Below are 22,158 nucleotides of genomic sequence, written 5' to 3'. Positions count from 1 at the left end.
CGGCGGCAAGGCACCCCCCACGCGAACGCAAAGAGGCGACCACCCGACTGGGTGATCGCCCTTCGCGTCAACACCGCGCCTCGCGGCGCCGAGACTGCCTCCGGGCGCCTAGCGGCGCGCGGCGGCGGACTCGCGTGAGGTCACTTGACCTCGACGGAGGCGCCGGCGCCCTTGAGGGACTCGGCGGCCTTCTCGGCCTGCTCCTTGGCGACCTTCTCAAGAACGGGCTTCGGGGCGCCGTCCACGAGGTCCTTGGCCTCCTTGAGGCCCAGGGAGGTCAGCTCACGCACGACCTTGATGACCTGGATCTTCTTCTCGCCGGCACCCGTGAGGATGACGTCGAACTCGTCCTGCTCGGCCTCGGCCTCGGCGGCCGGGGCACCCGGGCCCGCGACGGCGGCGGCGACCGGGGCGGCGGCCGTGACGTCGAACTTCTCCTCGAACGCCTTCACGAACTCGGAGAGCTCGATGAGGGTCATCTCTTCGAACTGCGCGAGCAGGTCGTCCTGGCTGAGCTTCGCCATGATGGCGGTCCTTCCACTAATTCGGCTGGTGCCGTATGTACAGTTCCGCGGGCGTGTGCCTAACGGCATTACTGCGTAGACCGGCCCGCTGCGACCGAGCGAGCGTGATTACTCGGAGTCGGCCTCGACGGGAGCCGGCGTACCGGCACCGTCCTGCTCTTCCTTCTTGGCACGAAGCGCTTCCGCGGTGCGGACGAACTTCGACGGAAGCGCCTGGAAGAGCGCGGCAGCCTGAGACTGCTTGCCCTTCATGGCACCGGCCAGCTTGGAAAGCAGAACCTCGCGGGACTCGAGGTCCGCAAGCTTCTTGATCTCATCGGCGCTCAGCGCCTTACCGTCAAGGACACCGCCCTTGATGATGAGATTGGGGTTGTCCTTGGCGAAGTCACGAAGACCCTTCGCCGACTCCACCGGGTCACCGGTGACGAAGGCAACCGCCGTCGGACCCGCGAACAGGTCGTCCAGCGTGTTGATCCCGGCCTCGTTGGCCGCGATCTTGGTCAGCGTGTTCTTCACCACGGCGTACTGGGCGTTCTCACCGAGAGAACGGCGCAGCTCCTTGAGCTGCGCCACGGTGAGACCCCGGTACTCGGTCAGCACGGCGGCGTTCGAGCTGCGGAACTTGTCCGTCAGCTCGGCCACCGCGGCAGCCTTGTCGGGCCTTGCCATGAGCGTCGGCCTCCTTCCGGGTGATGAGGACCGCTCAGAAGGGGCTGGGCAAAACGAAACGCCCCGGCGCAGGCGCACGGGGCGTAGCTCGACCGAATGGGATCCGGGAGCTGTCCACAGTCACCTGCGCAGGTCGTCCGCAGCTAGCGGATCCTTCGGCCACCGCACGCTCTTCCGAGAGCACGGCAACGACCAGCGGTCTTTGGCTTCCTGCGAAGAGTACGTGAACGGATCCGCGGCAGGCAAATCGGGTGTACGCGTCAGCTCGCGTCGGCCCCGGCGCCCTGCATCAACTCGGCGAGGTCCTCCGTCTCCGCGGCCGGCGGGGCCTTGACGGCCACGGGCTTGTTGTAGTCATAGAACTTGATCATGAGGTCCAGCGGGCCCTTCTTCGAGGTGCCCTGCGTACGGAACTGCTTGGTGCGGTCGTCCTTGTCGACCCAGATGTCCATGGTCAGCTTGTCGAGGCCCATGTCCTCGTAGGACTTGATGGTCTTCTCCCGGCGCTTCTCCGCCTCCGCGTCCTCGCCCTTCGCGCTCTCGCGCATGGCGGCGAGCGTCACCGTGCCGGTGTAGTGCGTGGTGCTGACCCCGTCGACGGTCTCCTCACCGACCTTCTTGAGGTCCTTGGCCTCGGTCAGGGAGGCGGATTCGTCGGCCGGGTTCTCGCTGACCTGACTGGGAAGCTGGTCGAGCGGGCTGCCCTTGCCCAGCGTGTCCATCGGGAACTTCAGCCAGGTCTTGCCGCCCAGCTCGGCGGCGGCTTCCTTGCCGCCGTTGATGTACATGCCGTCGTCGATGATCCGGATCTCAAGCTTCTCCAGCTTTCCGTCCAGCTCGGCGTTCATCTTCATCTGAATGCCCAGCGGCTTCAGACTCATCGACGCGCTGCCCTCGACGGGGCCTTCGCCCGGGACCTTGCCGCTCATCGAGTAGCTCAGTGAGGTCAGCTTCTGACCGTTGTCCACGGCACGCTTGACGGCGGCGGCAGGCGTCACCGCGACCGGCTTCTCCGCCGCCTTGCTGTCGGCGGCGGGCTTGCTGTCGGAGGCGGGCTTGCCGCTGTCCGCCGAACAGGCCACGGAGCCGCACAGCAGCGCACCGGTGAGCGCGGCTCCGGCGAAGTTGCGGTACATCGTTTTCATGATTCCCCCCACGGGTAAACACAAGATCTTTCCAGTTCCCGTACGATACCGCGCCCCACTGACAGCTCCGTACGGGATAAAAAAGGCCGGTCTCCTCACCTCCGGAGAGATGAGGAGACCGGCCCTGCGTACGCGTGATCCGCGGCTGCCGTCAGTGTCAGACGGCGGCCGGGTCCTCCTCGACGAGGAGGTTACGAGTGCGGTTGGAGTCCAGCGGGATGCCGGGGCCCATCGTCGTCGCCAGGGTCGCCTTCTTGATGTAGCGGCCCTTCGCCGCGGACGGCTTCAGACGGAGGATCTCCTCCAGCGCCGCGGCGTAGTTCTCGACCAGCTTCGTCTCGTCGAAGGAGACCTTGCCGATGATGAAGTGCAGGTTCGAGTGCTTGTCGACACGGAACTCGATCTTGCCGCCCTTGATGTCGGTGACAGCCTTGGTGACATCCGGGGTGACCGTGCCGGTCTTCGGGTTCGGCATCAGACCACGCGGGCCGAGGACGCGGCCGAGGCGGCCGACCTTGCCCATGAGGTCCGGTGTGGCGACGACGGCGTCGAAGTCCAGACGGCCCTTCGCGACCTCGTCGATGAGCTCGTCGGCGCCGACGATGTCGGCGCCCGCGGCACGCGCGGCCTCGGCACGGTCACCGGTCGCGAAGACCAGGACCCGGGCGGTCTTGCCGGTGCCGTGCGGAAGGTTCACGGTGCCACGGACCATCTGGTCGGCCTTGCGCGGGTCGACGCCCAGACGCATGGCCACCTCGACGGTGCCGTCGAACTTGGTGCTGGTGGTGTCCTTGGCGAGACGGACGGCCTCAAGCGGGGCGTAGTTGCGCTCCCGGTCGATCTTGGCGTCCGCGCCACGGAGAGCCTTGCTGCGCTTCACTTCTTCTCCTGGTGGTTCATCAGGTGTGGAGTTCGTGGTCCGGGCCGCGCATGGCCCTGCCACTGGGACTGCCCGAGCTGGAATCAGCCCTCGACCGTGATGCCCATGGAACGGGCGGTGCCGGCGATGATCTTCTCGGCGGCGTCGAGGTCGTTGGCGTTCAGGTCGGGCATCTTGGTCGTGGCGATGTCACGCACCTGGTCGCGCGTCAGCTTCGCGACCTTCTTGACGTGCGGCTCGCCGGAGCCCTTGTCCACACCAGCGGCCTTGAGGATCAGCTTGGCGGCCGGCGGAGTCTTGGTGATGAAGGTGAAGGAACGGTCCTCGTAGACCGTGATCTCCACCGGCACGACCATGCCACGCTGCGACTCGGTCGCGGCGTTGTAGGCCTTGCAGAACTCCATGATGTTGACGCCGTGCTGACCGAGTGCGGGGCCGACCGGCGGAGCCGGGTTGGCCGCACCGGCACTGATCTGGAGCTTGATAAGCCCCGTGACCTTCTTCTTCTTGGGAGGCATTGCTCTCTCCGGGTCCTAGTGAGAGTTTTCAGCCGGCCATCCGGTCATCCGGACGGAGGCATACCGCACAACGATAACGGGTATAGTCGCGCGGCCAAAAACCGACAGGTCAGACAGCTAAGGAAGCCTGTCTGACCTGGTCGGAAGCTGCTGTTCCAGAAGTGGCCCGGAGGCTCAGTTCTTCTGGATCTGGTCGAAGCTCAGCTCGACCGGGGTCTCTCGGCCGAAGATCTCGACAAGGCCCTTGACCTTCTTCGAGTCGGCGTTGATCTCGTTGATGGTCGCCTGGAGCGTGGCGAACGGGCCGTCGGTGACGGTGACCGAGTCGCCGACCTCGAAGTCCAGCACCTGGACCTCGACCTTGCGGGACGGGACCGGCTTGCCCTCGGCCTCTGCGGCCTCACGGGCGGCCTTCTCCTCGGCCTCCGGCGCGAGCATCTTGAGGATCTCGTCCAGGGTCAGCGGGTACGGGTCGTAGGCGTTGCCCACGAAGCCGGTGACACCGGGAGTGTTACGGACGACGCCCCACGACTCGTTCGTCAGATCCATCCGCACCAGGACATAGCCCGGGAGCTTGTTCTGGCGGACGTTCTTACGCTCGCCGTTCTTGATCTGGACGATCTCTTCTTCCGGGACCTCGGCCTGATAGATGAAGTCCTCGACGTTCAGCGAGACGGCACGCTGCTCCAGGTTCGCCTTCACGCGCTTCTCGTAGCCCGCGTAGGTGTGGATGACGTACCACTCGCCGGGCAGACCACGGAGCTCCTCGCGGAGAGCCTCGACCGGATCGACGGCCACCGCGGCGGCCTCGTCCTCGACGTCACTCGCGGCTTCGTTCTCATCGGCCTCGTCCGCGAAATCGTCGCCGACGTCCTCAGCGTCCTCGTCGGCGTCCTCGGCGTTCGCGGCTTCGTCCTCGACGGTGAGCGCGGCCTCTTCGGCCGGCTCGCCCGCGGCTTCATCAGCGGCTTCGGCCTGGTCTGGCTCGACAGCGTCCGCCGCCTCGACGATGTCGGTTTCGTCCTCTACGGACTCCACCGACTCGCTGGCGTCGTTCAGTTTCGGGTCAGACACGGTGGCTGCTTCTTCCTGGCTCAATGGGTGGAACACGCGAAAGGGGCGCCGCGCGGGGCGCCCTCGCGGGATCAGCCGAAGACGTACTTGATCGCTTGGTTGAATCCATAGTCAATCACGGTCACCAGACCGATCATGATGACAACGAAGACAATCACCACTGTGGTGTACGTCGTCAGCTGGTTGCGAGTCGGCCAGACGACCTTGCGCAGCTCGGCGACGATCTGACGGTAGAAGAGCGCGAGACGGCCCAGTGGGCCCTTCTTGCCGCGCTTGCCACCTTTACGGGGCTTCTTCGACTCAGCGGCCTCATCGTCGGCATCAGGCTTGTCGATGGAGCCCACGGCGTCCGTCACGCTCTCTCACCTGATTCCGGGTCGTGGCCGTGCCGCGCCCGGGGGAGCCGCACGGCGAAGCATTGAATGTACGTACATGCGCACACATCCTGGCGGAGGAGTGTGTAGCAGGGCCGGAGGGACTTGAACCCCCAACCGCTGGTTTTGGAGACCAGTGCTCTACCAATTGAGCTACGACCCTTTGCGTTTTCCCCAACCTACCGCATCCGACCGGATGCACGGAGTGCCCGGTACGGACTTGGCTGCTGAGGGCCAACGACGAGTGAGTGTACGTGGTCGCGGCCCCCGCGTCGAACAGCTTCACCGGGAACGATTCCCGTCAGCATCGCGCGCACCCCGTCCTCTTGTGCGCCGACTCCGCCTTCCCGCTTCTGTCCGCTCCGTGAAACCTGTGTGCCGGCGAGGTTTCAGGTCTGGGACCATGGCCCGTATGAGCGCTGCAATCCCTCCCACCGAGCGCCGGGTCTCCGCCCGAATCGGCGCGATCTCCGAGTCCGCGACCCTCGCCGTGGACGCCAAGGCCAAGGCCCTGAAGGCCGCCGGGCGTCCGGTGATCGGTTTCGGCGCCGGCGAGCCCGACTTCCCGACTCCCGGCTATATCGTCGACGCCGCGGTCGAGGCCTGCCGCAATCCCAAGTACCACCGCTACACGCCGGCCGGCGGGCTTCCCGAGCTGAAGGCCGCCATCGTCGCGAAGACGCTGCGTGATTCCGGTTACGAGATCGAGCCTTCCCAGGTCCTGGTGACCAACGGCGGCAAGCAGGCGATCTACGAGGCGTTCGCGGCCGTCCTCGATCCGGGCGACGAGGTCATCGTCCCGGCTCCCTACTGGACGACGTACCCCGAGTCGATCCGGCTGGCCGGCGGTGTCCCGGTAGAGGTCGTGGCCGACGAGACCACCGGCTACCGGGTCTCCGTCGAACAGTTGGAGGCGGCCCGCACCGAGCGCACGAAGATGGTGCTCTTCGTGTCGCCGTCCAATCCCACGGGAGCGGTCTACAGCGCGGCCGACACCGAGGCGATCGGCCGCTGGGCCGTCGAGCACGGGCTGTGGGTGATGACGGACGAGATCTACGAACACCTCGTCTACGGCGACGCCGCGTTCACCTCGCTGCCGGCCGTCGTGCCGGAGCTGCGCGACAAGTGCGTCGTGGTCAACGGTGTGGCCAAGACCTACGCGATGACCGGCTGGCGCGTGGGATGGGTCGTCGGCCCCAAGGATGTCGTGAAGGCCGCGACCAACCTCCAGTCGCACGCCACCTCCAATGTCGCCAACGTCTCGCAGGCCGCGGCGATCGCCGCCGTCTCCGGCGACCTGACCGCGGTCGCCGAGATGCGGTCGGCCTTCGACCGCCGCCGCCAGACCATCGTGCGGATGCTCAACGAGATCGAAGGCGTGCTCTGCCCGGTGCCGGAAGGCGCCTTCTATGTGTATCCGTCGGTGAAGGGCCTGCTCGGCAAGGAGATCCGCGGCAGGCGGCCGCGGTCGTCCGTCGAGCTGGCCGCGCTGATCCTCGACGAGGCCGAGGTCGCGGTCGTCCCCGGTGAGGCCTTCGGCACTCCGGGATATCTGCGGCTGTCGTACGCGCTCGGCGACGAGGACCTGGCCGAGGGCATCGCGCGGATCCAGAAGCTGCTCGCGGAGGCCCGGGACTGATCCGACGGCGCACCGGCCCGAACGAAGAAACGGGCTCCCGGCCGAGGCCGGGAGCCCGTTTCTTCGTTCGGGCCGAACTCATTGGAGGAAAGGGGCTGGCAGGGCCGGTTCCGGTGCGGCAGGATCTTCAAATGGAGAGCACCACCCGACCGCGCGATCTGAGTCAGTTGCCCAAGGCCCATCTGCATCTGCACTTCACCGGATCCATGCGGCCCACGACGCTGATCGAGCTCGCCGACAAGTACGGCGTTCATCTCCCCGAGGCCCTGACCGGCGGCGAACCGCCCAGACTGCGCGCCACCGACGAGCGCGGCTGGTTCCGCTTCCAGCGGCTGTACGACATCGCCCGGTCCTGCCTGCGTACGCCGGAGGACATCCAGCGGCTGGTGCGCGAGGCGGCCGAGGAGGATGTCCGGGACGGCTCGGGCTGGCTGGAGATCCAGGTAGATCCCACCTCGTACGCTCCGCATCTCGGCGGACTGATCCCGGCGCTGGAGATAATTCTGGACGCCGTGGACAGCGCGTCGCGGGACACGGGTCTCGGCATGCGCGTGCTGGTCGCGGCGAACCGGATGAAACATCCGCTGGAGGCCAGGACCCTGGCCAGGCTCGCGGTGCGGTACGCGGACCGGGGAGTCGTCGGCTTCGGGCTCTCGAACGACGAGCGCCGCGGGATGGCCAGGGACTTCGACCGGGCGTTCGCCATCGCCAGGGACGGCGGGCTGCTGGCCGCGCCGCACGGCGGAGAGCTGACCGGTCCCGCGTCCGTGCGGGACTGCCTGGACGATCTGCGCGCCGCCAGGATCGGGCACGGCGTACGGGCGGCCGAGGACCCGAAGCTGCTGCGCAGGCTCGCGGAGCGCGGTGTGACCTGCGAGGTCTGCCCGTCCTCGAATGTCGCGCTGGGCGTCTACGAGAAGCCGGAGGACGTGCCGCTGCGCACTCTGTTCGACGCCGGTGTGCCGATGGCGCTGGGCGCGGACGACCCACTGCTGTTCGGCTCACGCCTGGTGGCGCAGTACGAGCTGGCGCGCCGCCACCACGGCTTCAGCGACAGCGAGCTGGCCGAGCTGGCCCGTCAGTCCGTGCGCGGGTCCGCGGCGGAGGTGCCGATGCGGGAGAAGCTGCTCGCGGGAATCGAGAGCTGGCTGGTCAGCCCGCCGCCCGGAGGCTGACGCCGACCGTCACCGGCTCGTTGACCAGAGTGATTCCGAAGGCCTCGTGCACGCCGGCCACCACTTCGCGCGCGAGTGCGAGCAGGTCCTCGGTGGTCGCCGCGCCCCGGTTGGTGAGGGCGAGCGTGTGCTTGGTGGAGATACGGGCCGGTCCCGTGCCGTATCCCTTGGCGAATCCCGCCTTGTCGATCAGCCAGGCCGCGGAGGTCTTGGTGCTCCCCTCCCCCGCGGGGAAGGCGGGCGGGCTCACATCGTCGCCGAGGCGGGTCCGGGCGCGGACGAGGAAGTCCGCGTACTCCTCGTCGGTCAGGACCGGGTTGGTGAAGAAGGAACCGGCCGACCAGGTGTCGTGGTCCTCCGGGTCGAGCACCATGCCCTTGCCGGCCCGCAGCCTGAGGACGGTGTCCCGGGCGGTCACGGCGGGGACGCGATCGCCCGGCTCGACTCCTAGGGCGCGGGCCGTCTCGGCGTACTTGAGAGGGGCGGAGAGGCCGCCGGCGTCCTCCAGGGCGAAGCGGACCCGCAGGACGACATAGCGTCCGGGATGCTCCTTGAAACGGCTGTGGCGGTACGAGAAGGCGCAGTCGGCGTTGGCGAGCGTGACGCTCTCGCGGATGTGGCGGTCGTAGGCGACGACCTCGGTGATGGTGCTGGACACCTCCTGGCCGTACGCGCCGACGTTCTGGATCGGAGTGGCGCCGGCCGAGCCGGGGATACCGGCGAGACATTCGATACCCGCGAGGCCCGCCTCGACGGTGCGGGCGACGGCGTCGCTCCAGATCTCGCCGGCGGCCAGCTCCAGTGCGGTGCCGTCGAGCGCGAAGCCTCGGGTCGCGATGCGCAGTGCGGTGCCGTCGAAGCCCTTGTCCCCGATGACCAGGTTGCTGCCGCCTCCGATGATCAGGAGCGGCGTGCCGGTGGCGTCCGCCTCGCGTACGGCGGCGATCACCTCGTCATCGGTGGTGGCCGTGACCAGACGGGCCGCCGGGCCGCCGAGCCGGAAGGTGGTCAGTGGGGCGAGGGGCGCGTCGTGGAGTTCCTGCACGGGGACAAGAGTACGGTCCGTGGCGCCTCCGTCCGGGAGGGGCCACGGACCGTACGCGTACGCCGTCGGTCAGACGGTCACAAGCTCGGGCTCGGCCGGCTCGCCCGTGGGCTCGGACATCCGTACGGCCCGGCGGCCCGGGATGAGCAGCGCGGTCAGCGCCGCGAGGGCCACCGCCGCGGCGCCGATCCAGAGCGCGGGGACCGTGCCGTCGGTGAAGGTGTCGGGGCTGTCGTAGCCGCCTCGCGCGGAGAAGACCGCGCCGAGGATCGCGATGCCGAGCGCTCCGCCGACCTCGCGGAGAGCGTTGTTGGCCCCGGAGGCGATGCCCTGTTCGGCGGGCCGGACGCTGGACATGACAAGGCTGGCGGCCGGAGCGAAGTACAGCCCCATGCCGACTCCGCCGAGGATCAGTGCGGGCAGTTGCGCCGCGTACGACACGTCGGGTCCGAGGACCACCGCGAACAGGCCGAGCCCGACGGCCTGGAGCGCCAGTCCCGTGGCCACGACGGGACGGCCGCCGACGCGGTCGGAGAGAAGACCGGCGATCGGCGAGACGAGCAGTGGCATCGCGGTCCACGGGAGCATCCGCAGGCCGGCCTCGGTGGGTGAGTAACCGGAGACACCCTGGAGGAACTGGCTGAGCAGGAAGATCGAGCCGAACATGCCCAGGAACATCAGCAGGCTCGCGCCGTTGATCCCGGCGAAGGCGCGGTCCTTGAACAGCCGCATCGGCAGCATCGCGTCCGGGCGGCGCAGTCCGTGGCGCACGAAGGCGACGAGCAGCGCGCCGCCGGCGATCAGGCCCAGCAGGACGGAGGTGCTGGTCCAGCCGTCGGCGTTCGCGTTGACCAGGGCGTAGACGATGCCGAAGAGGCCGCCGCTGATGAGGACGGTGCCGGGTATGTCGAGGCGGGCGCCGGGAGCGTACGACTCGGCCAGGCGCAGCCGGGCCAGCGGCAGCAGCAGGAGACCGACCGGGACGTTCAGCCAGAAGATCCACTGCCAGGAGAAGTGCTCGGTGAGGCTGCCGCCGACGAGCGGGCCGCTGGCGACGGCGAGGCCGGTGACGGCGCTGAAGACGCCGAGCGCGGCGCCGCGCCGTTCGGCGGGGACGGCGGCGGTGAGCAGGGTCAGCGTGAGCGGCATCATGATCGCCGCACCGACGCCCTGGACGGCGCGGGCGGCGATCAGGGCGTCGATGCCCGGTGAGAGCGCCGCGGCGGCGGAGGCGCCGGTGAAGATCGTGAGTCCGACGAGGAAGAGCCTGCGCCGGCCGAACCGGTCACCGAGGGACGCGCCGAACATGAGGAGTACGGCGAAGGTGAGCGTGTACGCGTTCACCGTCCACTCCAGGTCCTCCAGCGCGCCGCCGAGGTCCTCGCGGAGCGACGGCAGTGCGGTGGTGACGACAAGGTTGTCCAGGGCCGCCATGAAGCCGGCGGCGCCGGTGATGACAAGGGCCCAGGCGGCCTGCGAGCCGCGTGCTGCTGCTTGGTTCATTTCACTCTCCTAGTTAGTAATTGATGACTAACTTTCATGGACAGAAAGCGGTGTGGACGGAGAACGCCCGGGAAGGCGCGCGCCGTGGCCTCCCGGCAACTCACTCGACAGGCGGTCGCGCCGACTCGTAGAGGCTGTCCCAGGCGCGGTGCCCGGCCGGGAAACCCAGCGCCGCGAGGGTGTTGATCAGCATCCCGTACGCCAGGAACGTCTTGGTCTCGTCGACGTCCGCGCCGAGGGCCAGATGGACCGCGTCCATGAGCCCGAGCCAGGCGGTCCGCACCGAATCACCGAAGGCGTGGTCGCCCGCGGCGGCGGCGGACGCGACCGCGACATACATCTGCAACTGCATCAGCAGCTTGTCCGGGTCCTCCGTAATGAGCCGCTGGTACGCCTCGGCCATGGCATGCAGGGCCGCTTCGCCCTCCAGCCCCTCCGACGCCTCCGCGAAGACCCGCGTGGTGTCCGCCAGACAGCGCTCCGCCGCGGCGAGAAAGATGGCCTGCTTGTTCGGGAAGAGGCGGAAGAGATACGGCTGCGAGACACCGACACGGCGGGCGATCGCCTCCGTGGAGGTGCCGTTGTAGCCGCCGCGCGCGAATTCCGTGACCGCCGCGCGGATGACGCTCTCGCGTCGCTCCTCTGCGCTCATCCTGACCATGAGGCAAAGTTATTGACCAATCACTACCATGTCAAGCGGCAAAAAGGGGCACTCCGCCGTGGCGGGTGCCCCTTCTTGGCAGGAATCGGCGGGAAGCAGTAGGAATCGGTAGGAATCGCCGGGCCCGTCTGGCACTCACTAAGACGCCCGGGCACCGGGCCGCTCGGATCGCGCGCGAGGTGCGGCTCAGCCGAGGCGGACGACGGCGCGGGACATCCCCAGCACCTTCTGTCCCGCGCTGGTGGCCGTCAGATCCACTCGCACCCGCTTGTCGTCCAGCTTGGCCGCGACCTTGGCGCTGACCTCGATCACGGCGCCCTGGTCGTCGTTGGGCACCACGACGGGCTTGGTGAAGCGGACGCCGTACTCGACGACGGATCCCGGGTCACCCGCCCAGTCGGTCACCACACGGATCGCCTCCGCCATGGTGAACATGCCGTGCGCGATGACGTCCGGCAGTCCGACCTCCTTGGCGAACTTCTCGTTCCAGTGGATCGGGTTGAAGTCTCCGGAGGCGCCCGCGTACCGCACCAGCGTCGCGCGTGTGACCGGGAAGCTCCGCGCGGGCAGCTCCGTACCGACCTCGACCTCGTCGTAACCGATCTTCGCGGTCATCAGCCTCACGCCTTCTCGGCGGCGCGCGCCACCAGCTTGGTCCAGGCGGTCACGACATGTTCGCCGGCCTCGTCGTGCACCTCGCCGCGGACGTCGATGATGTCGTTTCCGGCGAGCGACTTGATGGCCTCGATGGTCGAGGTGACGGACAGCCGGTCACCGGCCCGCACCGGACGGGAGTACGCGAACTTCTGGTCGCCGTGCACCACCCGGCTGTAGTCCAGACCGAGCTGCGGATCGGCGACGACCTCGCCGGCGGCCTTGAAGGTGATCGCGAACACAAACGTCGGCGGGGCGATCAGATCGAAGTGCCCGAGCGCCTTGGCGGCCTCCGGGTCGGTGTACGCCGGATTGGTGTCGCCCACCGCCTCGGCGAACTCACGGATCTTTTCCCGGCCGACCTCGTACGGCTCGGTGGGCGGATAGGTCCGCCCCACGAAGGACTGATCGAGCGCCATGAACCCGCTCCCTCCTGCTGGATGTGACCACTACAAACGACACGAGGCCGTCCCCAGACGGGGACGGCCTCGCATACGAGCCTGTTTCAGCGCGTTTCGCGGTGCGCGGTGTGCGAGTTGCAGCGCGGGCAGTGCTTCTTCATCTCAAGACGGTCCGGGTTGTTACGCCGGTTCTTCTTGGTGATGTAGTTCCGCTCCTTGCACTCCACGCAGGCCAGCGTGATCTTCGGGCGGACGTCGGTGGCAGCCACGTGAGTGCTCCTTGGACGGACAACGGATGAACAGATGAACGCATAAAAGAGTAGCCGATCGAAGGACCGACCCCACAATCGGCTACCGTGTGTAGCGGTGACCGGACTTGAACCGGTGACACAGCGATTATGAGCCGCTTGCTCTACCGACTGAGCTACACCGCTTCGATGCTGGATCTCCTCGCCCGAAGGCGAGGATCACCGAACATCTGAGCCCCAATACGGAATCGAACCGTAGACCTTCTCCTTACCATGGAGACGCTCTACCGACTGAGCTATTGGGGCGAGCGATGAAGACATTACACGGTCGGTCGCCGATCGCCCAAATCCGTTTCTTGGCCGCTCACCCCACCTGCCACACGCGCCACCAGCGGCCGCTCCGGTACGACTGTCGGACTCCTCTTCGAAGGCTCGCGGCGGCGAGATCCAGCCCGCTTCGTGACAGAACCGCGTGGCAGAACCCATGGCCTTCAGTGCGGTACATCACACACCGGCGAATCGTTCTCCTCCTGGACGTACTCGAACGATCCGACCACGCGGCGAGGCGTCGCGACGGGACAAACCTCGCCGAAAGGGGCACTAGTCTCGAACCCGCGCTGCGTGATCTTGTCCGCCAGAGCCCCGGAGTCCGCGCGGCCCCGGAGCCCGACCAGGAAGCCCCACCAGGAGCGTGATGTCCGACAGCCAGCCGCAGCCGCCCGACGACGGCGCCCCGGCCGACACCACCGCGCTCGTCCTCTGCGGCGCTCTTCTCAGCGACGGCCGCACCGTCGACGTACGGCTCGGCGCGGGCCGGATCGAGGCCGTCGGCACGGCGGGCAGCCTCACCTCGCCCGGCACCCGGCTGGACCTCGCCGGCTATCTGCTGCTGACCGCTCCGGCCGAGCCGCACGCCCACAACGACACCGCGCTCACCGCGCTGACTCTCGACGAGCCCGTCTCCTACGCGTCCGAGGACGTGCAGCGCCGGGCCACCGAGGCCGCTCTGCTGCAGCTCGGGCACGGCGCGACCGCGGTGCGCTCCCATGTACGGATCGGAGACGCGCAGGAGCTGGGACGGATGGCGGCGGTGCTCCGCGCGCGGCGTTCGCTGCGCGGGCTGGCCGATCTGACCGCCGTCGCCGTACCGCGGCTGCTGACGGGTGTCGCGGGCGCCGACGGGCTCGCGATGCTGCGCGACGCGGTGAAGATGGGCGCGGGTGTGGTGGGCGGCTGCCCCGACCTCGACCCGGATCCGGCCGGCTATGCGGAGGCGGTGCTGGAGGTCGCGGCCGAGCACGGCTGTCCGGTCGATCTGCACACGGATGGTGACGATCCGGCCCGGCTCGGGCGCCTCGCGGCGATGGCGGGCGGTATGCGGCCCGGAGTGACGCTCGGACCGTGCGCGGGTCTGGCCCGGCTGCCGGCCGGTGTGGCGGCGCGCGCCGCGGACCAGCTCGCGGCGGCCGGTGTGACGGTGGTCTGTCTGCCGCAGGGCGGCTGCGGCGGGATGGAGCGCGGAGGTCCGGCCCAGCGTGCCGTCGCACCTGTGCGCTTGCTGCGGGCCGCCGGCGTACGGGTGGCGGCGGGCAGCGGAGCGCTGCGCGATGTGTCGAATCCGGTGGGACGCGGTGATCCGCTGGAGGCCGCGTATCTGCTGGCTTCGCAGAGCGGGATGCGGGCGGCGGACGCGTACGACACGGTGAGTACGGCGGCGCGGGCGGCGATGGGACTGCCGGAGGTACGGGTGGAGGCGGGCTTTCCCGCCGAACTGCTGGCGGTGCGCGGCGATCGGATCGAGGGCGCGCTGTCCCTCGCGTACAGCAGGATCGTCATCCACAAGGGGCGGGTGGTGGCGCGTACGAGCGCGGTGCGGGAGTACTGCGACTCGGCCGCCGCCGCCGCGCTGGAACTGCCGCGGCAGGGACGGTCCGACTTCGGTCATCCCGGTCCCTGAGCGCGAACGGCTCGGCGGACGTACGGTCGTGAGCATGCGAATTGTTATCGCCGGAGGACATGGTCAGATCGCGCTGCGGCTTGAGCGGTTGCTCGCCACGCGCGGACACGGGGTCGCGGGCATCATCCGCAAACCGGAGCAGGCGGAGGACTTGAGGGCGGTCGGTGCCGAACCGGTCGTCCTGGACCTGGAGTCGGCCTCGGTCGGAGATGTCGCGGCCGTGCTGGAGGGCGCGGACGCGGCGGTGTTCGCGGCGGGCGCGGGCCCGGGCAGCGGTACGGCGCGCAAGGAGACCGTGGACCGCGACGCCGCGGTGCTCTTCGCGGACGCCGCCGAGCGCGCGGGCGTACGGCGCCATCTCCTCGTCTCCTCGACAGGCGCGGACCCGGATCACCCGGGTGACGATGTCTTCGACGTGTATCTGCGCGCCAAGGGCGAGGCGGAGGTGCACGTACGGTCCACCTCGGCGCTCGACTGGACGATCCTGCGGCCGGGGATGCTGACGAACGATCCCGGTACCGGTCTTGTGCTGCTGGCGGAGTCGACGGGGCGCGGTCCGGTGCCGCGCGACGATGTGGCGGCGGTGCTGCTGGAGCTGCTGAACACTCCGGGGACAGCGGGACTGACGCTGAATTTGATCAGCGGGAGCGTTCCGGTGGCGGAGGCGGTCAAGGCGGTCGCGGCCGGCTGAGCTCCGGGCCGCGTACGAGGCCGGCGGCACACGGCGAAGACCGTCCGGAGGCACCGGGAACAACCGGCTCCGTCCCGCGCGGAGTTGACGGTGCGCGGCCGCCGGCCGGTCCGTCTCCTGCGCACAAAGGATGGGTCCCGCTTACACAGATGGCCCTTGATCCGCTTTCGGGGATCAAGGGCCATCGTTATCGCGTGGCGGCGCCAGGATTCGAACCTGGGTAGGCTAAGCCGACGGATTTACAGTCCGCTCCCATTGGCCACTCGGGCACACCGCCATGGGATGTCGCTGCCAGTCGGAGGGGCCGCTGTGGGCGGTGCTCCTTGGCAACGACGTAAACGATACCCGATGCCCAGGGGTGCTCCGCCACCGGATTGATCAGCGCTCGGGGCGGGTGTGGGTGACTAGGCTTTGCGGCAGCGGTCGGCGGTTTTCCCGTCACGCATCGGGACCCGGCCGACAGGCGCCAACCACCGATAAATACCGTCAAGCACCGATACAAGGAGCCACAGGACATGGCCGACTCCAGTTTCGACATCGTCTCGAAGGTCGAGCGGCAGGAGGTCGACAACGCCCTCAACCAGGCCGCCAAGGAAATCTCCCAGCGTTACGACTTCAAGAACGTCGGGGCTTCGATCGACTGGTCCGGCGAGAAGATCTTGATGCAGGCGAACTCCGAGGAACGGGTCAAGGCGATCCTCGACGTCTTCCAGTCCAAGCTGATCAAGCGCGGCATCTCGCTGAAGGCGCTGGACGCCGGCGAGCCGCAGCTTTCCGGCAAGGAGTACAAGATCTTCGCGTCGATCGAGGAGGGCATCTCCCAGGACAACGCGAAGAAGGTCGCGAAGATCATCCGTGATGAGGGCCCCAAGGGCATCAAGGCGCAGGTGCAGGGCGACGAGCTGCGGGTCAGCTCGAAGAGCCGTGACGATCTGCAGACCGTGATCGCGCTGCTGAAGGGGCACGACTTCGACTTCGCACTGCAATTCGTGAACTACCGGTGATGAGGGCGGTACGGAGGCGAGGCGGACGAACAGCTTCCGCCTCCGTGCCCTTCCCGAGGACGCTCCGCCGGGATACCGCCGGGCCGTGGCGGCTCGGCGGACACGGACTCGGCGCTCCGGGGCCTCCTCACTCGCCGGCGGCGGAAGCGCCGCGCGGAGAGGAACGAGCGATGACCGTGTACACGACGATCGACGGACCGCTGATGGCCGGCGGGCCTGAGCACCAGGAGCGGCTTCCCGGGCCAGGAGGTGCGCCGGTGTCATGACCGGAGAACTCTTCCCGAGGCCACGGACGGTCATCACGCCCGGGGCCGTGCATGTACCGGCCTGGCTGTCCGAGGAGCGGCAGCGGGAGCTGGTCGAGGCGTGCCGGGGCTGGGCACGCGGCCCGGTGCCGATCCGGCACACCGTGCTGCCGAGCGGCGGTGTCATGTCCGTACAGACGGTCTGCGTCGGCTGGCACTGGCAGCCCTACCGGTACACCAGGACCGCCGGGGATGTGAACGGCGCCACCGTCGCGGCCTTCCCCGACTGGCTCGTGCGACTGGGCCGCGCGGCGGTGACCGAGGCGTACGGCGACGCGGCGGCCGGTGCCGCGTACAGCCCGGACACCGCGCTGATCAATTTCTATGACAGCGGCGCGAAGATGGGGATGCACCAGGACAAGGACGAGAAGTCCGGTGCGCCGGTGGTGTCGCTGAGCATCGGCGACGACTGTGTCTTCCGCTTCGGCAATACGGAGCACCGGGGACGGCCGTACACGGATGTCGCGCTCTCCTCCGGCGACCTCTTCGTCTTCGGCGGGCCGGCCCGCCTCGCGTACCACGGCGTGCCCAGGATCCGTCCCGGGACCGCCGGTCCCGGGACGGGGATCAGCGGCGGACGGCTGAACATCACTCTGCGCGAGACCGGCCTCGGCTGAGCCGCGTCAGCGCTCCCGCGACCGGGAGTGACCGAAGAGGATCCGGTAGACGATGAGCAGGACGAGCGCTCCGCCGATGGCCGCGACCCAGGTGGCACCGTCGTAGAACTGCTTGTTGATGGGGTGGTCGAGCCAGCGGGCCGATATCCAGCCGCCGATGAAGGCTCCCGCGACACCGATGATCGTGGTGCCGATCAGCCCGCCGGGATCGCGGCCGGGAAGGAGAATTTTGGCGACGGCTCCGGCGAGCAGTCCGAGAATGATCCAACTGATGATGCCCATGCCATGCACCTGCCTTTCGTACCGTGTTGCCCCATAAGACGCCGCGAGAGCGGGGAACGGTTGCGGACGTCGATGGGTCGCGGCACACGGCGCAGGGCCTGACCTGGCGCTCGGGGCTCCGATCCGCCGCGGCGAGACCGGAGGGCCGTCGTACCGGGCCGGTGGAGGTGTGGCGAGGTCAGCGGGCCGCGAACGGACGGTCGGTGGGCACGATTTCCTTGCCGAGCGGCATCAGCGAGACCGGGATCAGCTTGAAATTGGCGAAGCCGAGCGGGATACCGATGATCGTGAGGCAGAGCGCGATGCCGGTGAAGACATGACCGAGAGCGAGCCACCAGCCCGCGAGGACCAGCCACAGCACATTGCCGACACAGGAGGGCGCGCCCGCGTCCGGGCGGTCGACGGCCGTGTAACCGAAGGGCCACAAGGCGTAGACGCCTATGCGGAAGGCGGCCACGCCGAAGGGAATTCCGATAATCGTGAGGCACAGGAGCGCGCCCGCCAGCAGATATCCGAGGCACATCCAGAACCCGCACAGGACGAGCCATATGACGTTCAGGATTGTCTTCATGGTCGAGGACCTGCCATCTGCTCCAGCCGGGCGACGCGCTCCGCGGTCGGCGGATGCGTGGAGAACAGCTTCGCGAACCCCTGCCCGGGCCTGAAGGGATTCACAATCATCATGTGACTGGCGGTCTCGATGCGCGGCTCGGGCGGCAGCGGAAGCTGCTTCGTCCCGGCTTCGAGCTTGCGCAGCGCGCTCGCCAGCGCGAGCGGGTCACCGGTGATCTGCGCGCCGGAGGCATCCGCCGCGTACTCCCGTGAGCGGCTCACCGCGAGCTGGATGACGGAGGCCGCGAGAGGGCCCAGGATCATGATCAGCAGCAGGCCGAAGACACCGGGGCCGTCATCGTCGTCGGAACGGCCGACCGGGATCAGCCAGGCGAAGTTGACCAGGAACATCACGACCGACGCGAGGGCCCCGGCGACCGAGGAGATCAGGATGTCCCGGTTGTAGACATGGCTGAGCTCGTGCCCGAGGACACCGCGCAGCTCGCGCCGGTCGAGGATCTGCAGGATCCCCTCCGTGCAGCAGACGGCGGCATTGCGCGGGTTACGGCCGGTGGCGAACGCGTTGGGAGCCTGGGTGGGCGAGATGTACAGCCGCGGCATGGGCTGGCGGGCGGCGGTCGAGAGCTCGCGGACGATGCGGTACAGCTCCGGCGCCTCGAATTCGCTGACGGGCCGGGCGCGCATGGCGCGCAGCGCCAGCTTGTCGCTGTTCCAGTAGGCGTACGCGTTGGTACCGACCGCCACGAGAACGGCGACGACCAGCCCCGTACGGCCGAAGAAACTGCCGATCGCGATGATGAGGGCGGACAGGCCCCCGAGGAGTAGGGCAGTCCTGAGTCCGTTGTGCCGGCGGTGCACGGTACGCCCTCCAAGTGGTGCGGCAGGGGAACCCTTTTCCTGATGCTGCCTGATGCGCTCCACTCTTCAGTGGACCCTTGCGTACAGGTGAACGCCAGGCGGGCGGCGCGGGTTCCCTTGTGCCGTCCGGGCAGGGCGTGCGCCGAACGAGTGGCGCGGCCGGCGGCGACGCCCGGCGTTCGCGGAAGCCGGCTGACTCAGAAGCCGGCGGACTCAGAAGAGGCTGATGTCCGCGAAGCGCAGGACGAGCTGTGGCGCCACGGACAGGACGATGCCGACGACGGCGGTCATGACAATGGCCACCGTGAGCGCCGCCGGGGCCTCCAGCACCGCCTGCCCGCCCTGTCCGGCCCGGACGCCCGCACCGGCCGGCTCCTGCCGGCCCGGCTCCTGCCGGCCCTCGGGGGCCCGGAAGAGGATCGCCGTCCACTGGAGGTAGTAAGAGAGAGCGATGACCACATTGACGGCCATGACGACGGCGAGCCAGCCGAGGCCCGCGTCGACGGCCGCCGAGAAGACGGTGACCTTCGCGAACAGGCCGATGATGCCGGGCGGCAGCCCGGCCAGGCAGAGCAGGAAGAAACCCATCGCGAGGGCGACGAGGGGCCGCCGCGCGTAGAGGCCGCGGTAGTCCGAGACACGGTTCAGCGGTTTCGTCCGGGCCACGAGCGCGGCGACGGCGAAGGCGCCGAGGTTCACGACGGCGTACATCAGGGCGTACGCGACGGTGGATCCGATCCGGTTGTCGTCCGCGTACGCGGCGGCGGCGATCGGCACCAGGAAGTAGCCCGCCTGGGCCACCGACGACCAGGCGAGCAGCCGTACCGCGCTCCAGGTGCGGGTGGCCGACTGCCGCAGCGCCGCGACATTGCCGACGGTCATGGTGAGCGCGGCGAGGACCGCGATGACCGGCCCCCACACGTCCGCGTACGAAGGGAAAGCGACGACGGTCACCAGGATGAGGCCCGAGAAGCCGACCGCCTTGCCGACGACGGAGAGATACGCGGCGACGGGCAGGGGCGCGCCGACATAGGTGTCGGGCACCCAGAAGTGGAAGGGCGCCGCGGCCGTCTTGAAGGCGAAGCCGACGAGCGTGAGCGCGACGCCCGCCTTGGCGAGGGTGTCCAGTTGGCCCGGGACGTGATCGAGCCGTTCGGCGATCCGGGTGAGGTGCAGGGTGCCGGTCGTGGCGTACACGAAGCTGACACCGAGCAGCATCACGGCGGTCGCGGTGACGGAGGAGAGGAAGAACTTCAGCGCGGCCTCGGCGGAGAGCCGGTCGCCGCGCCGGAGTCCGACCAGGGCGAAGGCGGGGAGGGAGGCGACTTCGAGGGCCACCACCAGGGTCGCGAGATCACGGGCGGCGGGCAGCAGGGCCGCGCCGGCCGCCGAGGAGAGCAGCAGGAACCAGAACTCGCCCATGGGAAGCTTCCGGTTCCCGGTGAGCGACAGCAGCGCCGTGAGCAGCGCCCCGCCGAGCACCAGAAGCTGGATGACCAGCGCGAAGCGGTCGACCGTGTAACTGCAGGCCGTCGCGTCCGTCGTGAGGCAGAACGTCGAACGGCCGCCGGCGCGCAGCGGTACGAGAGTGATGATCGCGGCGACCAGGCCGGTGATCGCGACACCGCCGAGGAGCGGCTTGCGGTGCTCCGGTACGAAGAGGTCGGCGACCAGGACGATCAGAGCGACCACGGCGGTGATGGTGGGAGGCGCGATCGCGAGCCAGTCGATGGACTGGACGAGGCTGGCGGCGCTCTCGGCGGCCACGGTCACGACTTGCCTCCTGCGAGGAGCTTCTGCACGGCCGGGTCGGTGAGGCCGAGGAGGACCGCGGGCCAGAGTCCGGCGAGGACGGTCAGGGCGACGAGCGGGGTCCAGGCGGCGAATTCGTACGGCTGGACATCGGCGAGTGGCTGCGCCTCCGGGACCTTCGCGCCCATGCAGACGCGGCGCACGACGATCAGGAGATACGCCGCGGTGAGCAGGGTGCCGAAGCCGGCGATCGCCATGAAGGTGAGGAAGGCGGGGCGGCTCAGCCCGTCCGCCGGGTCGAAGGCGCCGAACATCGTGAGCATCTCGCCCCAGAACCCGGCGAGACCTGGCAGGCCGAGGGAGGCGACGGCCGCGAAGGCGAGCAGTCCGCCGAGGCGCGGGGCGCGGCCGTAGAGCGCGGCTCCGGCGGCCCCGGAGAGGGTGTCGAGGTCGGCGGTGCCGTAGCGGTCCTTGACCGCTCCGACCAGGAAGAACAGCAGGCCGGTGACTAGGCCGTGGGCGATGTTGGCGAAGAGCGCGCCATTGACGCCGGTGGGCGTCATGGTCGCGATGCCGAGCAGGACGAAGCCCATGTGGCCGACGGAGGAGTAGGCGATCAGCCGTTTGAGGTCGCCGCCCGCGCCCTGTCTGGCGAGTGCGAGACAGGCGAGGGATCCGTAGATGATGCCGACGACGGCCAGAGCACCGAGCCAGGGCGCGAAGGTCCGCATCCCGTCCGGCGCGATGGGCAGCACGATACGGACGAAACCGTACGTACCCATCTTGAGCAGAACACCGGCGAGCAGTACGGAGCCGACGGTCGGTGCGGCGGTGTGGGCGTCCGGCAGCCAACTGTGCAGGGGCCACATCGGAGTCTTCACCGCGAGGCCGAGACCGATCGCGAGAACGGCGATGACCTGCACCGATGTGCTGAGGCCCCGGCCGTTGTCAGTGGCGAGTGCCACCATGTCGAAAGTGCCCGCGTTAAGTCCGATGAGCAGCAGGCCGAGCAGCATGACCACGGAACCGAGCAGCGTGTAGAGGATGAATTTCGAGGCGGCGGCCTGCCTGCCGCCGGTGACGCCTTCCGAACCGCCCCAGCGGGCGATCAGGAAGTACATCGGGATCAGCACCATCTCGAAGGCGAGAAAGAAGAGCACCAGGTCGAGGACGGCGAAGGTCGCGAGGGTGCCGGATTCGAGGAGGAGCAGCAGGGCGACGAACGCCTTGGGTGAGGGACCGGCGCCGCCGGGCGCCCGCTGCTGCTTGACGTAGCTGTGGAGCGCGCAGAGGAAGGTCAGCAGCGCGGTCAGGAGCAGAAGGGGGAGCGAAATGCCGTCGATGCCGAGATGGATCCGGACGTCCAGGGCCGCGATCCATCTGATGTCCGTCGTGGCCTGCATGCTCGACGGCTGGTCGTGGTCGAAGCCGAGGGCCAGCACGATCGCGGCGACCAGGATCGCGCCGGTCACGGTCACTCCATGGCGGAGCACGGCCTGGTCGGGGCTTTTGCCACGCAGTCCGGGAGGGGCCGGGAGGAGCGCGCCCACGGCGCCGACGAGCGGCCCCGCGACGATCAACGCGAGAAGGGCCTGCATCACGGATTCAC

General features: G+C 68.7%; 24 protein-coding genes and 4 tRNA genes. 6 read left to right on the top strand and 22 right to left on the bottom strand.

What is annotated here, in order from left to right; genetic code table 11:
• Positions 1–140: 140 nt before the first annotated feature.
• From rplL to PV679_RS11365, 8 genes are all read right to left on the bottom strand, one after another.
• Positions 141–524 carry a 50S ribosomal protein L7/L12 gene (gene rplL, locus PV679_RS11400; protein ID WP_319680008.1) on the bottom strand — a complete coding sequence of 128 codons (384 nt, stop codon included), beginning with the start codon at positions 522–524 and terminating at the stop codon, positions 141–143.
• A gap of 108 nt (positions 525–632) precedes the next feature.
• Complete coding sequence (gene rplJ, locus PV679_RS11395) at positions 633–1,193, bottom strand: 50S ribosomal protein L10 (RefSeq protein WP_319680007.1); 561 nt, start codon at positions 1,191–1,193, stop codon at positions 633–635.
• A gap of 260 nt (positions 1,194–1,453) precedes the next feature.
• Positions 1,454–2,338, bottom strand: a complete 885-nt coding sequence (locus PV679_RS11390) for a DUF6612 family protein (protein ID WP_319680006.1) — start codon at positions 2,336–2,338, stop codon at positions 1,454–1,456.
• A 157-nt stretch (positions 2,339–2,495) separates the two neighbouring features.
• Positions 2,496–3,218 carry a 50S ribosomal protein L1 gene (rplA, locus tag PV679_RS11385; protein WP_319680005.1) on the bottom strand — a complete coding sequence of 241 codons (723 nt, stop codon included), beginning with the start codon at positions 3,216–3,218 and terminating at the stop codon, positions 2,496–2,498.
• 83 nt (positions 3,219–3,301) lie between these two features.
• Positions 3,302–3,736 (bottom strand): 50S ribosomal protein L11, encoded by a 435-nt coding sequence (rplK, locus tag PV679_RS11380; protein ID WP_023539372.1) that lies wholly within the window; start codon positions 3,734–3,736, stop codon positions 3,302–3,304.
• Between the two features lie 174 nt (positions 3,737–3,910).
• A complete protein-coding gene (gene nusG / locus PV679_RS11375) occupies positions 3,911–4,810 on the bottom strand; it encodes a transcription termination/antitermination protein NusG (RefSeq protein ID WP_319680004.1) in 900 nt (299 codons plus the stop codon).
• Positions 4,811–4,881: 71 nt separating this feature from the next.
• On the bottom strand, positions 4,882–5,166 hold the full coding sequence (secE, locus tag PV679_RS11370) for a preprotein translocase subunit SecE (protein WP_319680003.1): 285 nt from the start codon (positions 5,164–5,166) through the stop codon (positions 4,882–4,884).
• Between the two features lie 108 nt (positions 5,167–5,274).
• Positions 5,275–5,347, bottom strand: a tRNA-Trp gene (locus PV679_RS11365).
• Positions 5,348–5,596: 249 nt separating this feature from the next.
• Between PV679_RS11365 and PV679_RS11360 the strand changes: the two genes are divergently transcribed.
• Positions 5,597–6,823, top strand: coding sequence for a pyridoxal phosphate-dependent aminotransferase (locus PV679_RS11360; protein WP_319680002.1), 1,227 nt, complete (start codon positions 5,597–5,599; stop codon positions 6,821–6,823).
• A gap of 131 nt (positions 6,824–6,954) precedes the next feature.
• A complete protein-coding gene (locus PV679_RS11355) occupies positions 6,955–7,998 on the top strand; it encodes an adenosine deaminase (protein WP_319680001.1) in 1,044 nt (347 codons plus the stop codon).
• Here the strand turns inward: PV679_RS11355 and PV679_RS11350 are convergent.
• The 8 genes from PV679_RS11350 to PV679_RS11315 all read right to left on the bottom strand — a co-directional run bounded on the left by PV679_RS11350 (position 7,976) and on the right by PV679_RS11315 (position 12,816).
• The gene (locus tag PV679_RS11350; RefSeq protein WP_319680000.1) at positions 7,976–9,043 is read right to left on the bottom strand and encodes a UDP-N-acetylmuramate dehydrogenase; all 1,068 of its coding nucleotides are present in this window, start codon (positions 9,041–9,043) and stop codon (positions 7,976–7,978) included. The genes PV679_RS11355 and PV679_RS11350 overlap by 23 nt on opposite strands.
• Before the next feature lie 69 nt (positions 9,044–9,112).
• Entirely contained in the window at positions 9,113–10,546 is a 1,434-nt protein-coding gene (locus PV679_RS11345; RefSeq protein WP_319679999.1) for an MFS transporter, read from the bottom strand.
• 100 nt (positions 10,547–10,646) lie between these two features.
• On the bottom strand, positions 10,647–11,198 hold the full coding sequence (locus tag PV679_RS11340) for a TetR/AcrR family transcriptional regulator (RefSeq protein WP_416069698.1): 552 nt from the start codon (positions 11,196–11,198) through the stop codon (positions 10,647–10,649).
• A 195-nt stretch (positions 11,199–11,393) separates the two neighbouring features.
• Complete coding sequence (locus PV679_RS11335) at positions 11,394–11,822, bottom strand: MaoC family dehydratase (protein ID WP_319679997.1); 429 nt, start codon at positions 11,820–11,822, stop codon at positions 11,394–11,396.
• Positions 11,823–11,827: 5 nt separating this feature from the next.
• The gene (locus PV679_RS11330) at positions 11,828–12,280 is read right to left on the bottom strand and encodes a MaoC family dehydratase N-terminal domain-containing protein (protein WP_319679996.1); all 453 of its coding nucleotides are present in this window, start codon (positions 12,278–12,280) and stop codon (positions 11,828–11,830) included.
• An 86-nt stretch (positions 12,281–12,366) separates the two neighbouring features.
• The gene (gene rpmG, locus PV679_RS11325) at positions 12,367–12,531 is read right to left on the bottom strand and encodes a 50S ribosomal protein L33 (protein WP_003956487.1); all 165 of its coding nucleotides are present in this window, start codon (positions 12,529–12,531) and stop codon (positions 12,367–12,369) included.
• 92 nt (positions 12,532–12,623) lie between these two features.
• Positions 12,624–12,696, bottom strand: a tRNA-Met gene (locus PV679_RS11320).
• Positions 12,697–12,743: 47 nt separating this feature from the next.
• Positions 12,744–12,816 (bottom strand) — tRNA-Thr (locus PV679_RS11315).
• A gap of 388 nt (positions 12,817–13,204) precedes the next feature.
• Between PV679_RS11315 and PV679_RS11310 the strand changes: the two genes are divergently transcribed.
• Both PV679_RS11310 and PV679_RS11305 read left to right on the top strand, forming a co-directional pair.
• Entirely contained in the window at positions 13,205–14,467 is a 1,263-nt protein-coding gene (locus PV679_RS11310; protein WP_319679995.1) for an amidohydrolase family protein, read from the top strand.
• A 34-nt stretch (positions 14,468–14,501) separates the two neighbouring features.
• Positions 14,502–15,158, top strand: coding sequence for an SDR family oxidoreductase (locus tag PV679_RS11305; RefSeq protein WP_319679994.1), 657 nt, complete (start codon positions 14,502–14,504; stop codon positions 15,156–15,158).
• A 195-nt stretch (positions 15,159–15,353) separates the two neighbouring features.
• Here the strand turns inward: PV679_RS11305 and PV679_RS11300 are convergent.
• Positions 15,354–15,435: transfer RNA gene (locus PV679_RS11300), tRNA-Tyr, on the bottom strand.
• 238 nt (positions 15,436–15,673) lie between these two features.
• Here PV679_RS11300 and PV679_RS11295 point away from each other — a divergent pair.
• Together PV679_RS11295 and PV679_RS11290 are read left to right on the top strand one after the other, a co-directional pair.
• Complete coding sequence (locus PV679_RS11295) at positions 15,674–16,162, top strand: YajQ family cyclic di-GMP-binding protein (protein WP_319679993.1); 489 nt, start codon at positions 15,674–15,676, stop codon at positions 16,160–16,162.
• A 262-nt stretch (positions 16,163–16,424) separates the two neighbouring features.
• A complete protein-coding gene (locus tag PV679_RS11290) occupies positions 16,425–17,084 on the top strand; it encodes an alpha-ketoglutarate-dependent dioxygenase AlkB (protein ID WP_319679992.1) in 660 nt (219 codons plus the stop codon).
• A 6-nt stretch (positions 17,085–17,090) separates the two neighbouring features.
• Here the strand turns inward: PV679_RS11290 and PV679_RS11285 are convergent, their stop codons facing one another.
• The 5 genes from PV679_RS11285 to PV679_RS11265 all read right to left on the bottom strand — a co-directional run bounded on the left by PV679_RS11285 (position 17,091) and on the right by PV679_RS11265 (position 22,147).
• The gene (locus PV679_RS11285) at positions 17,091–17,366 is read right to left on the bottom strand and encodes a GlsB/YeaQ/YmgE family stress response membrane protein (RefSeq protein WP_319679991.1); all 276 of its coding nucleotides are present in this window, start codon (positions 17,364–17,366) and stop codon (positions 17,091–17,093) included.
• 178 nt (positions 17,367–17,544) lie between these two features.
• Complete coding sequence (locus PV679_RS11280; protein ID WP_319679990.1) at positions 17,545–17,937, bottom strand: YccF domain-containing protein; 393 nt, start codon at positions 17,935–17,937, stop codon at positions 17,545–17,547.
• Positions 17,934–18,797: a zinc metalloprotease HtpX gene (gene htpX, locus PV679_RS11275; protein WP_319679989.1), complete on the bottom strand. Its 864-nt coding sequence runs from the start codon at positions 18,795–18,797 to the stop codon at positions 17,934–17,936. The genes PV679_RS11280 and htpX overlap by 4 nt, the downstream gene beginning before the upstream one ends.
• A 213-nt stretch (positions 18,798–19,010) precedes the next feature.
• Complete coding sequence (locus PV679_RS11270) at positions 19,011–20,570, bottom strand: NADH-quinone oxidoreductase subunit N (RefSeq protein WP_319679988.1); 1,560 nt, start codon at positions 20,568–20,570, stop codon at positions 19,011–19,013.
• On the bottom strand, positions 20,567–22,147 hold the full coding sequence (locus PV679_RS11265; RefSeq protein WP_319680065.1) for an NADH-quinone oxidoreductase subunit M: 1,581 nt from the start codon (positions 22,145–22,147) through the stop codon (positions 20,567–20,569). Before PV679_RS11265 ends, PV679_RS11270 begins: the two co-directional genes overlap by 4 nt.
• Between the last annotated feature and the right edge of the window lie 11 nt (positions 22,148–22,158).

It is taken from the genome of Streptomyces sp. AK02-01A, assembly GCF_033795305.1.
Lineage (GTDB): Bacteria > Actinomycetota > Actinomycetes > Streptomycetales > Streptomycetaceae > Streptomyces.
Note: the sequence above shows the minus strand (reverse complement) of the source record. Positions and strands in the feature narration are given on the sequence as shown.

Bases quoted from the DNA above. Each gene is read 5' to 3' on its own strand.
- rplL (WP_319680008.1), bottom strand. From the start codon at position 524: ATGGCGAAGCTCAGCCAGGACGACCTGCTCGCGCAGTTCGAAGAGATG.
- rplJ (WP_319680007.1), bottom strand. From the start codon at position 1,193: ATGGCAAGGCCCGACAAGGCTGCCGCGGTGGCCGAGCTGACGGACAAG.
- PV679_RS11390 (WP_319680006.1), bottom strand. From the start codon at position 2,338: ATGAAAACGATGTACCGCAACTTCGCCGGAGCCGCGCTCACCGGTGCG.
- rplK (WP_023539372.1), bottom strand. From the start codon at position 3,736: ATGCCTCCCAAGAAGAAGAAGGTCACGGGGCTTATCAAGCTCCAGATC.
- PV679_RS11360 (WP_319680002.1), top strand. From the start codon at position 5,597: ATGAGCGCTGCAATCCCTCCCACCGAGCGCCGGGTCTCCGCCCGAATC.
- PV679_RS11355 (WP_319680001.1), top strand. From the start codon at position 6,955: ATGGAGAGCACCACCCGACCGCGCGATCTGAGTCAGTTGCCCAAGGCC.
- PV679_RS11345 (WP_319679999.1), bottom strand. From the start codon at position 10,546: ATGAACCAAGCAGCAGCACGCGGCTCGCAGGCCGCCTGGGCCCTTGTC.
- PV679_RS11340 (WP_416069698.1), bottom strand. From the start codon at position 11,198: ATGAGCGCAGAGGAGCGACGCGAGAGCGTCATCCGCGCGGCGGTCACG.
- PV679_RS11335 (WP_319679997.1), bottom strand. From the start codon at position 11,822: ATGACCGCGAAGATCGGTTACGACGAGGTCGAGGTCGGTACGGAGCTG.
- PV679_RS11330 (WP_319679996.1), bottom strand. From the start codon at position 12,280: ATGGCGCTCGATCAGTCCTTCGTGGGGCGGACCTATCCGCCCACCGAG.
- PV679_RS11310 (WP_319679995.1), top strand. From the start codon at position 13,205: ATGTCCGACAGCCAGCCGCAGCCGCCCGACGACGGCGCCCCGGCCGAC.
- PV679_RS11305 (WP_319679994.1), top strand. From the start codon at position 14,502: ATGCGAATTGTTATCGCCGGAGGACATGGTCAGATCGCGCTGCGGCTT.
- PV679_RS11295 (WP_319679993.1), top strand. From the start codon at position 15,674: ATGGCCGACTCCAGTTTCGACATCGTCTCGAAGGTCGAGCGGCAGGAG.
- PV679_RS11290 (WP_319679992.1), top strand. From the start codon at position 16,425: ATGACCGGAGAACTCTTCCCGAGGCCACGGACGGTCATCACGCCCGGG.
- PV679_RS11285 (WP_319679991.1), bottom strand. From the start codon at position 17,366: ATGGGCATCATCAGTTGGATCATTCTCGGACTGCTCGCCGGAGCCGTC.
- PV679_RS11280 (WP_319679990.1), bottom strand. From the start codon at position 17,937: ATGAAGACAATCCTGAACGTCATATGGCTCGTCCTGTGCGGGTTCTGG.
- PV679_RS11265 (WP_319680065.1), bottom strand. From the start codon at position 22,147: ATGCAGGCCCTTCTCGCGTTGATCGTCGCGGGGCCGCTCGTCGGCGCC.